This window comes from Pseudomonas sp. SBT1-2, from assembly GCF_028640875.1.
GTDB lineage: Bacteria > Pseudomonadota > Gammaproteobacteria > Pseudomonadales > Pseudomonadaceae > Aquipseudomonas > Aquipseudomonas chlororaphis_I.
On the sequence record NZ_JAQZAA010000070.1, the window covers coordinates 13,708 to 26,787 of the forward strand.

Annotated in this window: 9 protein-coding genes; 2 read left to right on the forward strand and 7 right to left on the reverse strand. The window is 63.4% G+C overall.

Features of this window, described 5'->3' with window-relative positions:
* Window position 1 precedes the first annotated feature (1 nt).
* A complete protein-coding gene (locus tag PVZ78_RS11520; RefSeq protein ID WP_330981753.1) occupies window positions 2-1,648 on the reverse strand; it encodes a DUF1302 domain-containing protein in 1,647 nt (548 codons plus the stop codon).
* Window positions 1,649-1,670: 22 nt separating this feature from the next.
* Window positions 1,671-3,095: a DUF1329 domain-containing protein gene (locus tag PVZ78_RS11525; RefSeq protein WP_273828706.1), complete on the reverse strand. Its 1,425-nt coding sequence runs from the start codon at window positions 3,093-3,095 to the stop codon at window positions 1,671-1,673.
* Between the two features lie 419 nt (window positions 3,096-3,514).
* Here PVZ78_RS11525 and PVZ78_RS11530 point away from each other — a divergent pair, with 419 nt between their 5' ends.
* The gene (locus tag PVZ78_RS11530; protein ID WP_028683984.1) at window positions 3,515-4,096 is read left to right on the forward strand and encodes a TetR/AcrR family transcriptional regulator; all 582 of its coding nucleotides are present in this window, start codon (window positions 3,515-3,517) and stop codon (window positions 4,094-4,096) included.
* A gap of 26 nt (window positions 4,097-4,122) precedes the next feature.
* Here PVZ78_RS11530 and PVZ78_RS11535 read toward each other — a convergent pair whose 3' ends face one another.
* The 3 genes from PVZ78_RS11535 to PVZ78_RS11545 all read right to left on the reverse strand — a co-directional run bounded on the left by PVZ78_RS11535 (window position 4,123) and on the right by PVZ78_RS11545 (window position 7,451).
* A complete protein-coding gene (locus PVZ78_RS11535; protein ID WP_009049041.1) occupies window positions 4,123-4,905 on the reverse strand; it encodes an SDR family NAD(P)-dependent oxidoreductase in 783 nt (260 codons plus the stop codon).
* A gap of 158 nt (window positions 4,906-5,063) precedes the next feature.
* Complete coding sequence (locus PVZ78_RS11540; protein WP_273828707.1) at window positions 5,064-7,175, reverse strand: 3-hydroxyacyl-CoA dehydrogenase NAD-binding domain-containing protein; 2,112 nt, start codon at window positions 7,173-7,175, stop codon at window positions 5,064-5,066.
* A gap of 102 nt (window positions 7,176-7,277) precedes the next feature.
* A complete protein-coding gene (locus PVZ78_RS11545) occupies window positions 7,278-7,451 on the reverse strand; it encodes a hypothetical protein (RefSeq protein WP_016703004.1) in 174 nt (57 codons plus the stop codon).
* 339 nt (window positions 7,452-7,790) lie between these two features.
* Here PVZ78_RS11545 and PVZ78_RS11550 point away from each other — a divergent pair, with 339 nt between their 5' ends.
* Window positions 7,791-8,363, forward strand: coding sequence for a TetR/AcrR family transcriptional regulator (locus tag PVZ78_RS11550; protein ID WP_009049039.1), 573 nt, complete (start codon window positions 7,791-7,793; stop codon window positions 8,361-8,363).
* Between the two features lie 151 nt (window positions 8,364-8,514).
* Here the strand turns inward: PVZ78_RS11550 and PVZ78_RS11555 are convergent, their stop codons facing one another.
* Entirely contained in the window at window positions 8,515-9,939 is a 1,425-nt protein-coding gene (locus PVZ78_RS11555) for an efflux transporter outer membrane subunit (RefSeq protein ID WP_009049038.1), read from the reverse strand.
* Between the two features lie 4 nt (window positions 9,940-9,943).
* On the reverse strand, window positions 9,944-13,075 hold the full coding sequence (locus PVZ78_RS11560) for an efflux RND transporter permease subunit (RefSeq protein WP_273828708.1): 3,132 nt from the start codon (window positions 13,073-13,075) through the stop codon (window positions 9,944-9,946).
* Between the last annotated feature and the right edge of the window lie 5 nt (window positions 13,076-13,080).

Sequence of the window (13,080 nt, forward strand, 5' to 3'; positions counted from 1 at the left end):
CTCACAGGGTTCGGGAAACCACAAGACCGACGTAGTCGCGGTCACGCAACAGTTGGTCGTAGGGAGTCTTGCCCCCCGAGAACTTCGCGTAGTTGAAGGAAACCTGCCAACTCGCCGGGTTGCGCACGAAGTTGAGGTACAGGTTCATGCTGCTGGCATCCTCGGTGAAGGTCGCCGACAGGTTGGGCGTGCGGCCCTTGAGCGACTGCGAATAGAACACCCCCGGCGTGACCTGCCAGCCCGGGATCAGCGTGTTGTCGTAGGTCAGGCTGAAGTCGAGGCTTATCCCCGAAGAGGTCTTGTTGCCCTTGGCCGTCGGCGCCGTGGCCGGATCCAGCTGCCAGGTGTTCAAGCCGGCGGAGATCGGTTCGCCGTTGTAGTTGTCATGCAAGCCCGGGTATTTGACGACGACCAGTTCGGTCAGCAGCGTGCCGGTGCTGGCTCCGGTGAAGTCGAGCAGTCTCGGCGAGTTGGACGGGGTCAGGCTGTAGATGCCGGTCAGGTGCCACTGGAACTTCTTCTCATCCTTCCAGCATTTGCCACCGTTGCTGGTGCAGGCATCAATCACCGGGTTGAGCGGTACCGCATCCTTGGGGCGGTACGACAGCTCGGTGCCCACGGCCCAGTCGCCGATCGGCATGTTGGCGCTGATGCCATAGAGCATGCGGTCTTCCGGGTACTCCCACTTCTGCGCCAGGGCGAAGGTGTCCGGGTCCAGCACCTGCATGGTCAGGGACGGCAGCTTGTCGTGATAACGCATCACATAGAGGCCGAGGTTCAGGTCGCTGTCCTGGGGCTGCCAGCGCAGCGAGATACCCCACTGGCCGCTGTCGCGGGCGTCCTTTTCCTCGTACCCATAAGCCCCCCTGCCCTCGCCCAGCGCATGGGTGGTGGACCAGTAGCTGCCCACGGGCGGCATCTCGCTCTTGTTCCAGCCGAACTGCCAGTAAGCCTCGATGTTGACGCCAGCCCCCAGACCCGAAGCGAGGCTCAGCATCGGCGCTGGCAACAAGGCTTCCTTGAGCTGGGTGCCCGGCCGCGACAGGGCCATGACATCGTAGGAGTTGGTGTTGTTGATGCCGCCGGCGGCAAACAGGCTCTCGCCCCAGTTGATCACCTGGTTGCCGAGCCTGGCCCGGACGTGCTGCTCGCCGACATCGAAACTCTTGCTCACCCACAGGTCCAGCAGGCGGGCCTTGAACCTGAGATCGTCGCGGGCGCTGCTGGTGAGGCCGTCGCTGCCCACGCTCTCCGGGCTGGTGGCCGACAACGCACCGCTGGTGTCGGTCGCGGCGAAGTCACGGATCCAGCTGCCGCGCGCCATGAAGGTGTAGTCCTCGGGGAACTTCAGCAGCAGCTCATGGGTGCCCTTGAGGTAGTTGGTGAACAGGTCGCCCTTGTCGTAGTTCATGTTGCCCTGGTCGCCGATGCCCGCGCTGGGCGACAGGCAACCGCTGGGCGGATGGTGTCCGCTGGCGCCACTGGTGATCAGGTTGCAGCCTGGGGACTCGGTACGCAGGCCCATGCCCATGGCGATGGTGGAGTCGAACGAGCCCCGGATGTTTTCGGTTTCAAACGTGAACCCCATCGCCAGAGGGGTTGCACACGCAATGACAAGACCTGAGGCTTTGGTAATTATTCTTTTCATGTCAGTTCTCGATAGGCCGCGGTTAGCGTTCGCTGGTGGCGCGCAGATTGTCGGAGGTATAGAAGTCACGCTTGAGTCGCGGGTTGCCGGTACTTTCGGTGAGCCAGCGGTGGTCGTTCTTGCCCACGCCTATGGAGGTCATGTCGTACAGGTAGCGACCGTCGACCAGGTTGTATTGCGCCTGGGCTTCCATGTCGCAGGTACCGGTCTCGTAGACAGGAATGGTGTAGCCTTCACGGACTTTCCAGATTTGCCCCTGCTTGTCGTAATCGACTGCCATCAGGGCGTTCCAGCTGTCCTCATCGATATAGAACAGGCGCTTCGGTGCCTGGTGGCGCATGCCCGGACGCACGGTGGCCTCGACCACCCAGACGCGATGCAATTCATAGCGGCGGGATTCGGGGGCGATGTAATCACGCTTGGCCACATCCTCGATTTTCGCCAAGTTGTCGTAGGGGCCGAAGGCGTTGTAAGGCACCAGCAACTCCTGCTTGCCGACCAGCTTCCAGTCGAAGCGATCCATCGGCCCGAAGAACACGTTCGACTCATCGATGGTGTACTGGTTGTCCAGGCCGATTTGCGGCGCGTCATAGGAATAGGCCGGCATGCGACGCACACGGCGCTGACCGGGGAAGTAATAGAAGGTGCTGGCCTGCTCGCCAGCCTTGGTCGTCACCACGCCGGCCTGCCCGGCAAGGGCGGCGGGATCGTAGTAGGAGAAGTAGGTGGCGACTTCCAGGCGATCGACCGAAGAGAACAACGCGCTGCCCTTTTCTCCCCACGGCGTATACATGAACCAGTCGGTCGAGGTACGCAGCCAGTCCTCACTGCCTTTGCGTGGCGAGATGCCGGAAACGGTCTTGGACATTTCAAAGCCAACGCCCCGGTAACGCATCTTCATGTTCCACATCACCTCGGCGCCGTTGCTCGGGAACGGGAACGGAATGCCGGGTACGTAGGCTTCCTGCAGTGCCAGGCCATCGGCGTCCAGCTTGGCGAAGCCGACATTCTTCTTGGTGTTGTCCGCGACGAAATCCGGTACGCCGCAGCTGCGACGGGTCGGGTACACGTCCATGCGATACCCCTGGATCTTCTTGAACAGTTCCACCTGGCCAGGAGAGAGCTTGCTCGCGTATTTCGCGACATTGCTCGAATCGATGCTGAAGAGTGGCTTGTCGCCCTTGAACTTCCAGTGTTGGCCCCGCGGCTGGCCATGGCTCCAGCCAACCGCCTGCGGGCCCGGCGCCGTCCAGGCCGGGATCACCCCATCGGCGCTGGCCGCGACCTCCCCGCCCAAGGGCGTCAGCTTGCTGCCCAGTGACGCCGGATCCTTGTCCGCTGCCTGAGCGCTGCACATGACAGCCGATACGGCCAATGCCAGGATCAGTTGCCTGGTTCCACCACCGATGGAAATCCCGGCGCCCGGGTACTCAATCACGTCTTTCATTGGAAGATCCTCATGGGCCTCGAGCGGCAGCGTGCGCTCCGGGAAAGCCGCAACACGTTGCCTGGGCTAATCTAGTCAACTGACTTGATCAAATGACCAAGTCCATTGATCAAGAGGCAAACCTGATGCCAAGATTCCATGGCTTTGGATTTCTCTTTTTGTATCAAGTGTTTAAGTTCGGGCAATGGATTCGGCGGACGAAATGCTGTCCTGCCCTGCCGCGGTTTGTTTCGTCGGATCGCACCAGAATGGGAATTCACGAAACACTTGTTACCTAAATTGGTTCAAACAGGCATACACATCACTGTGATGCTCCGCAGGCCCTGACGCGCTCGGAGCGCTTGCTGTAGCATCCGCCAGCACTGACACCGCCAAAGCCGCAGGTACGGCGCGAGCGCACTAGGGGAGATTGCTGATCCATGGCCAGAATGGGTGCTGAATTACGCAGGCAGGATTTCGTCGAGGCGACGGTCAAGGTCATTGCCGAACACGGGGTCGCCAATGCAACCACGCGGCGCATCGCCGCTGCCGCCGGCTGCCCGCTGGCGTCGCTGCACTACGTGTTCCACACCAAGGACGACCTCTTCTATGCGGTCTATGAGTCGCTTTTCGATCTGCCCCATCAAGCCCTGGAACACGTACCCACGGGTACCACGGCCGCGGAAAAGGCTGCCGAGGTGCTTCGCCAATTGATTGCCTGGCTTACCAGCCACCCCGACGTGGCCAGGGCGCAAACCGAGCTATTTTTCTGGGCGATGCGCAACAATCCCGAGCTGGCGAACAAGATCTACTCGGTTGCTATAGAAGCAACGGAGCAGGCCCTGGAGCGCGCCATGGGGGCGCAGCTCGAAAAGCCCTTTCTACAGGCCGCAAGCCGCCTGCTCATTCACCTGGTCGATGGCCTGATCATTGCCTGGTCCGCCCATGACGACCTGGCGCGCCTGGAGAGCGAAACCGAGACAGCCTGCAAGGCGCTGGCACTGTTGGTGGCCAGTCACTGAGTCCTGTTCGAACATCAACAGGCCTATCAAATGCTGCTGACCAGATGGCCTCCATCCACGGCCAGTACGCTCCCGGTCATGAACCCACCGGCATCGCTGGCGAGCAGCAGGAACGGTCCCTCCAGCTCATGAAGCTGGCCCAGGCGGCGCATGGGAATCAGGTCACGGATGTAGCTCTTGGCCTTGTCACTCTCGAAGAACGCGGCATTCATCTCGGTCTTGAAGTAGCCCGGAGCAATGGCGTTGACCCGGATCCGGTAGCGCGCGAGCTCCAGCGCCAGTGACTTGGTCAGTTGCACCACGCCGGCCTTGGCAGCGCAGTAATGGCTGTAGCCAGTGCCGACGCGCAGCCCGAGTATCGACGCGATGTTGACGATGCTGCCACCACGCCCGGCCTTGGCCAGCCGTTGCGCGGCGACCTGGGCCACCCGCCAGACGCCGTCCAGGTTGGTCGCCAGCATGGCGCGCCACTCCTCTTCGCTGATCTCCAGCGGGCGCTGGCCGTTACCGATGCCAGCGTTGTTGAGCACCACATCGACCACTCCGAAACGCGCCTCGGCAGCGTCGAAAGCCGCCTCGACGCTGGCCCGATCGGTGACGTCGAGAGCGACCGACAGCACCTGGGCGCACTCCCACTCGACATCCCTGGCCACTTGCTCGAGCCGATCGAGGCGCCGCGCCGCCAGTACCACGCGGGCACCGGCGCGAGCGGCAATCCGCGCCAGGTGCGCACCGATGCCGCTCGACGCGCCGGTGATCAGCACGGTCCGGTCGGCGAGGGAAAAGTTCTGGGCGAAATCGTGACTCATCGGTACACCTCGATAAAGAATGGCGGCACGTCTTGCGCGGACAATGCACAGGGTGTTGTGCAGGCAGGTTGGACCCTCTTTCTTCGGGATCGGGCCAGGCTGAGGTTGATGCGTGGTCGCCCCCAGGCCTCGCCCTCCCCCGGAGAAAGGGGGAATCTTCAGATTCGTTCGATGCGGGTCTTGCCAGCGGCGACCAGGCGCTCTAGCAGCGCCGCCGGGCGGAACCACATCTGGCCGTACTCACCGAGAGCCTGGCGATAGTGGAGGATGCCGCAAAGCACCTGGTCCAGCCCCAGTTGCTCGGCGTAATGCAGCGGGCCGCCAAGATGGGCGGGAAAACCGTAGCCGTTGATCCACACCAGATCGATGTCGCTGGCCCGCAGGGCGATACCCTCGTCCAGTAGCTGGATGCCCTCGTTGATCAGCATGAACAGGCAGCGATCATGTATTTCCAGGTCTTCGATCGCGCGCCGGGGAACGTCAAGCTCACCGGCAAGCTGTTCTGCCAGCGCGGTTACCTCGTAGTCTTCCTGGCGGTTCTGGCCCTCGTAGAGGTAGAAACCCCGCCCGGTCTTCTGCCCGTAGCGTCCCAGGGCGCACAGTTCCTGCGCGATGCAGCAGTAGCTCTGATCATGGGCCGTGGCGGCGCGATTGGCGTCGCGCGTCAGGAAGCTCACGTCGATGCCGGCCAGGTCCAGCATGCTGAACACTCCCATATTCAGGTCGAGGCCTGTGAGTACGCTATCGACCTGCGCCGGCGTTGCGCCTTCCAGTACCAGGCGATGGGCTTCGCGTGCATAGGGCTCGAGCATGCGCTCGCCGATAGCACCCTGGCCGGCGCCGGAGATCACCGGCAGCTTGCCGATCCGCTTGGCGATCTGCATGGCGCTGGCCAGCACCTCTGGCGCGGTGGCCTTGCCGCGCACGACTTCCACCAGGCGCATGACATTGGCCGGGCTGAAAAAATGCAGGCCGATCACATCCTGCGGACGACCGAGGCTCGCCGCGATGGCATCGATATCCAGCGACGACGTGCCGGTTGCGAGAATCGCGCCTGGCTTGCAGACCTGTTCCAGGCTGAGGAACACCTGCCGCTTGACGTCCGGCTTTTCGCACAGCGCTTCGATAACCAGGTCGGCGTCGGCCAGATCTTCGTAGTCAAGGGTGCCGAACAGCAGGTCCATGCGTTGCTGCAGCTGTGCGGCGCTCATTTTTCCGTGCTTGACGCTGGCCTGGTAGAGTTTGCGGATCTGCATCAGGCCGCGATCCAGCGCGCCACCTTCGGGCTCCAGCAAGGCCACGGGGATACCGACGTCGGCAAAGCTCATGGCAATGCCGGCACCCAGGGGGCCGGCGCCGATGACCGCGACCTTGTCCAGCTTGCGCGGGGTAATGTCCGACCCGATACCTGGAACGCGCCCGGCCTCGCGCTCAGCGAAGAACACATGGCGTAGAGCCTTCGACTGGCGGGACGCTTCGGCCTGCTTGAACAGCGCCAACTCGCGGGCGAGCCCCTCTTCCAGTGGCAACAGGCAGGCGGCCTCCAGCGCCGAGAGCACCAGGCGCGGGGCCAGGCGGCTTTTCCAGCGAGGTTCGTGCTCGGCGCGGTAGCGCGCGAGAAAATCGTCCGGCAGGTCCTCGGCCGGCTTCGGCCAGGCCTCCGCCGGGCGCGCCGGTGCACCGCACTCGATCAACTCGTTGGCATAAGCGCATGCCTCATCGAGCAACTGCTCGGCGCTGCTGGCGATGCGGTCGAGGATACCCAGCATGCGGGCGCGTTCGGCGTCTATCTGTTCACCCGAAAGAATCAGGTTCAGCGCCGACTCGGCACCGATCAGCCTGGGCAGGCGCTGGGTCCCGCCCGCCCCGGGCAGCAGGCCCAGGTTGATTTCCGACAGGCCGACCCGGGTGCCCGGCTCCCCCATCCGGTATCCGCAGGCCAGGGCCAGCTCCAGGGCGCCGCCCAGCGCCAGCTTGCCCATGGCGGCAACCAGGGGCTTGGGGATTTCGGTCAGGCGGACCAGGGTGCTGGGCAGGTCCGGCTCGGCAAAACAGGCCTCGGTGCCGAATTCGCCGATGTCGGCACCGGCACTGAACAGGCCATGCTCGCCATAAAGAATGATGGCCTGCACCCTGATGTCAGCCGCCGCGCGCTCGCACGCCTCAATGATGGCGGCGCGCAGCGGTTGGCTGAGTGCATTGACCGGCGGACGGGACAGGCCGATCAAGGCCAGGCTGCCTTCGAGACGGAAGTGGATCAGGTCGCACATGGGAGATCCTTAATTGGCATTACCAGGACTGCGAACGGGTGTTGTGCATTTCATCGGGGCTGTCGCCGCGCATGCGCTCGTGGGCTCATGGGGCCCTGGTCGTCAAAAGTTCCTGAAGACTTCGCCGATGCTGGCAACGGGATAATTCTGCGGGGAGCTGGCGGCGGCCCCCGAAGCCACAGAGCCAAAGGAAGCCAGCGAGTAAAACGAGTGAATGGAGTAGACGGCGAGTGAAACCAGCGTCACGGCCAGGCAGGAAAAAAGGAATGGGCGCATCGAAAACCTCCGTCATTCGGCCGGGGCCAAATGCAGTGTCTTTTGTTATTGAGGGTTTCGATTCTGGGGGCTGGTACAGGCAAAAGCTTTGCAGATCACGCCACAGAATATGCAGATCATGACGCTCAAAAAACCTGACCATGGCGATTGTCCAGCCGCGGCGAAACCGCGCCCTGGAGGTCAGTGCGCGGTGACGGGTACGGGAACGAGAAGAGAGATTTCCTCATGGATTGCCTGAGGAAATAATGTCTCAGATGAAGTATCTTCATCGCTTTTCGTTGAAGCAATGAGCTTTTCCTGCACAATACCAGCCATTGAAATTTGATCCGAGACCGACTGATGTCCCTGACCCCTCAAGACGAACGACTCATCAAGGCGCTGGCGCTGGCCATTGTCGACCACCCTCGGGCGACGCTCAAGGAACTGGCTGAATCCGCCGGGGTGAGCAAGGCCACCCTGCACCGCTTCTGCGGCACTCGCGACAATCTGGTGCAGATCCTGGAAAGCCACGGCGATACGGTGCTCAACCGGATCATCGCTGCCACCAATCTGCAGCAGGATGAACCTCAGGAAGCACTGCGTGGCCTGATTAACGAACACCTGGCCCCGGCGCACCGCGAAATGCTGGTATTCCTGCTGTTCCAGTATCGCCCCGACACCTTCGGCATAAATGGTGAAGCTACAGGCTTGCAACCCTACATCGATGCCCTGGATGCGTTCTTCCTGCGTGGCCAGCAAGCGGGCGCCTTTCGCATCGACATCACCGCTGCGGTCTTCAGCGAACTGTTCCTGACCATGGTCTTCGGCATGATCGATGCCGAACGCCGCGGCCGCGCGGCCAGCGCCAATTCAGCCAACGTACTGGAACAGATGTTCCTGCATGGCGCAGCCGCGGCTGTGAGCCCCAAGTAGCCTGCTCCAGGCTTATCAATCGACATCGCTGCCCCGCTCTACTGCCGCATTCTCCAGCCATGGCGCAGGCCAAAAAAAGCCCCGCGACCTGTAGGTCCACGGGGCTAAAGCTCGGTTGGATGCGCCAACCCAGGAAAGTTATTGCCGACCCTTATCTGCTGGCCTGCTCGGCCTGGTGTCGTGCAGACGGCCAGCCCCCGCCCAGGGAGCGGAACAGGTCGACCAGGGCAATCTGCCGCTGAGTGCTGGCTTCGATGAACAGCGTCTCGTTGACGAAGCTGCTGCGCTGGGCGTCCAGATAACGCAGGTGACTGTCCACGCCCCCTTCATACCGGGCCTTGGCCAGCTTCAGCGACTCGCTGCTGGTGTCGGCCAGGGCGCGCCGGGCCGCCTCTTCCCGACGCAGGGTATCGGTGGCCGCCAGGGCGTCCGCCACTTCGCGAAACGCCGTCTGGATAGTGCCTTCGTACGCCGCCACGGCGGAGTCCTTGCGGGCTTCGGCGAGGCTCAGGCCGGCACTATTGCGACCGGCGTCGAACAACGGCAGGGACAGGTTCGGCACGAAGCTCCAGGAGCGCGAACCGCCATCGAACAGACCGGACATCTGTGCGCTGGAGGTGCCGAAGCTGCCGGTCAGGCTGATGCGCGGGAAGAACGCCGCGCGCGCCGCGCCGATATCGGCGTTACGCGCCTGCAGGCGATGCTCGGCGGCGAGGATGTCCGGGCGCCGCTCGATCAGCGCCGAGGGGGTGCCCGGCGCGATGTCCTGGACCAGCATCGGTTCCTTGCGCACACCTTGAGGTATCGACTTTGCGGCGTCCGCGGTGCCGAGCAGCAGAACCAGCGCGTTGAACGCCTGCTGCTTCTGCCGTTGATTGCTTTCCTCTTCGGCGCGGGACTGCTCCACCAGGCCCAAGGCCTCCTGGTAGTCCAGCGCGGTCGCGGTACCGGCCGAGCGACGCTGGCTGATCAGGGCGAAAGAATACTCGCGGCTGGCCAGGGTCTGTTGCGTCAGGTCCAGGCGGCGCAGGGCGCCATCATGAATCAGGTAAGCCTGGCTGACCTCGGCGATCAGGGCGATCTGCGCAGCACGCGCGGCTTCTTCGGTGGCAAGGTATTCCTGCAACGCGGCATCGCTGAGGCTCTTCACCCGACCGAACAGGTCCAGCTCGTATTCAGGCAGCGACAAGCCCACCTGATAGCTGCTGACTACGCCCGACCTGCCGTTGTTGGACAGGTCGGCCGGTACTCTCTGGCGATTGCCCGAAGCACCCGCGTTCAGCCCCGGCACCCGGTCGGCACGCTGGATCCGGTACTGCGCCCGGGCCTGCTCGATGTCCAGCAGCGTCTGGCGCAGCGAGCGGTTGTTGTCCAGCGCGGTCGTGACCAGGCGGCGCAGGTCGGGGTCGACGATAAAGGTTTGCCAGACCATCTCGTTGACTGCACTGCCCCGCTGATGGGCCTGGCCGCTCCAACTGTCGGCCACCGGCGCGACAGGACGTTCATAGGTGGGCGCCAGCGAGCACCCGCCCAGCGCCATGGCGATCAGAAGCGTAGAAAAGGCTGAGATACGCATGGAGTCACTCCTGGGCCAGGGCCGGTTGTTCGATGGGGGCCGGTTTGCTGCGCAGCATTGACAGCACCCAGACAAAGCAGATCGGTACGAAGAGCACACCCAGCAAGGTCGCGCTGAGCATGCCGCCGATCACCCCGGTACCGATCGCGCGCTGACTGGCCGCGCCGGCACCGGTGGCCAGCGCCAGGGGCACCACGCCGAGAATGAAGGCCATGGAGGTCATGATGATCGGCCGGAAACGCAGGCGGGCCGCCTCGATCGCCGCGTCGCGCAGGCTGTAGCCCTGCTCCCACAGTTCCTTGGCGAACTCGACGATGAGGATCGCGTTCTTCGCCGCCAGGCCGATGATGGTGATCAGGCCGACCTTGAAGTACACATCGTTGGGCAGGCCGACCACCATGACCGCGAGCACCGAGCCGATCGCGCCGATCGGTACGATCAGCATCACCGTCAGGGGGATCGCCCAGCTCTCGTAAAGAGCCACCAGCAACAGGAACACCACCAGGATGGCGAGGGCGAACAGTTGCGTCGCCTGGCCGCTGGAAACCTTCTCCTGATAGGACAGGCCGGTCCATTCGTAGCCGATACCGGCCGGCAACTGCGAGGCCAGGCGCTCGATTTCTTCCATGGCCTGGCCGGTACTGAAACCGGGCCCGGCGTCGCCAACGATGCGGATCGACGGATAGCCGTTGTAGCGCACCAGTTGGACCGGCCCCTCCTCCCACTTCATGGTCACGAAGGCGCTGAGCGGTACCAGGTCGCCCTTGGCGTTGGGCACATACAGCTTGAGCACGCTCTCCGGAGTCATCCGTGCGCCCTGCTCGGCCTGGATCACCACGCGCTGCTGACGCCCGGCGTTGGTGAAGTCATTGATCACGTCCGAGCCGAAAGCCGAGGACAGCGTGCCGCTGATGGTCTCGAAGTTCACACCCAGGGTGCGTGCCTTCTCGCGGTCGATCACCAGGCGCAGCTGTGGCGCCTCGGCCAGGCCTTCCATCATCGCGTAGAGGAACTTGGGGTTGCCATAGACCTGGCTGAGCAGCGTATCCCGGGCTTGCAGCAACGCCTCGCGGCCAAGGCCGCCGCGATCCATCAAGCGCAGCGCGAAACCGCCGGAGTTGCCCAGGCCATCGATGGGCGGTGGCGACACGGCCATGATGGAGCCATCGCCAGGCATTGCGAAATGTTCGTTGACCGCCGCGATTTCCGCCTCGGCCGACTGTTGCGCACTGCGTTGCGACCAGTCCTTGAAGGTCGGGAAGGCCAGCGCAGCGTTGTCACCCTGGCCGGAGAAGCTGAAGCCCGAGACCAGGAACACCGAGGCCACCGCCTCGCGGGACTTGAGGAAACGCTCGAGTTCTTCACCGGTGGTGTCGGTACGGGAGCGGGCTGCGCCGGGCGGCAGTTGCACGTCGACCACCATGTAGCCCAGGTCTTCCGAAGGCACGAAGGCTTCCGGCAGGCGCAGGTAGAAATAGCCGAGTACGGCGATGATGCCGACGTACACCAGCATGAAGCGCGAGGTGCGCGCCACCAGCTTCGTGTTCAGGAACGAGTAGCGTTCGGTGGCGCGGGCGAAACCCCGGTTGAAGGCGCCGAAGAAGCCGCGCTTCTCGTGGTGCCCCTCGGGAATCGGCTTGAGCAGCGTGGCGCACAGCGCCGGGGTGAAGGTCAGGGCAAGGAAACCGGAGAACAGGATCGATACCGACAGCGATACCGAAAACTGCTGGTAGATGACACCCACCGAACCGGCCATGAACGCCAGCGGCAGGAACACCGCCGACAGCACCAGGGTAATGCCGATGATGGCCCCGGAGACCTGCTGCATCGCCTTGATCGTGGCCTCGGCCGGAGAGAGCCCCTCTTCCGCCATGATCCGTTCGACGTTCTCCACCACCACGATGGCGTCGTCCACCAGGATACCGATGGCCAGGACCATGCCGAACATGGTCATCATGTTCACCGAGAAGCCCAGCAGGTACATCACCAGCAGCGTACCCAGCAGGCACACCGGCACCACGATCGATGGAATCAGCGTATAGCGCACGTTCTGCAGGAACAGGAACATCACCAGGAACACCAGGACCATCGCCTCGATCAGGGTGTGGATCACCTTCTCGATGGCCACGTCGACGAAGCGCGAGGTGTCGTAGGGTACGGAATACTCCATGTCGTCGGGGAAGAATGCCGACAGCTCGGCGAGGCGCGCCTTCACCAGGGTGGCGGTCTCGATGGCGTTGGCGCCAGGCGACAGCTGGATCGCGCCGCCCACGGTCGGCTTGCCGTTCAGGCGCGAGGAAAGGTTGTAGCTCTCCTTGCCGACTTCCAGGCGCGCGACATCGGCCAGCTTCAGCAGGGAGCCGTCTTCGTTGGCGCGCAGCACGATCTGGCCGAACTCATCCGGATTGTCCAGGGTCCCCTTGACCGCCAGCGTCGCGGTCAGCTCCTGCTGGGAGCTGCCCGGAGCGGCACCGAAGGCACCGGCCGGCACCTGGACGTTCTGGCCACGAATGGCATTGCTCACGTCGTCGATGGACAGCCCGTAGCCCACCAGTTTCTGTGGGTCGATCCAGACGCGCATCGCCGCTTCGGAGGAGAAGAACTGCAACTTGCCGACGCCCGGCAGGCGCCGCAGCTCGTTGTTGATGTTGCGCGCGGCGTAGTCACCCAGCGCCGTGGTATCGCTACGCTCCACATCTTCCTTGTAGCTGAGGGCGTAGATCAGCAGGAAGCCGGCACTGGACTGCTCGACCTGCAAGCCCTGGGTCAGCACGGTTTGCGGCATGCGCGCCTCGGCCTTCTTCAGGCGGTTTTGCACGTCCACCTGGGCCAGGTCCGGGTCGGTCCCGGGCTGGAACGTGACCACGATCTCGGCCACGCCGTTGGAGTTGTTGGTCGACTCGAAGTAGAGCAGGCCCTTGGCACCGTTGAGCGACTCCTCGAGCACGGTGGTGACCGAGTCCACCAACACCTTCGCCGAGGCGCCGGGATAGGTGGCAGTGATGGTGATCTGCGGCGGCGCGACGCTGGGGTACTGCGCCACCGGCAGCTTGGAAATGACCAGCAGGCCCGCCAGTGAAATGAACAGCGCCACGACCCAGGCGAAGTTCGGGCGCTTGATGAAGAATTGAGACATCGGAA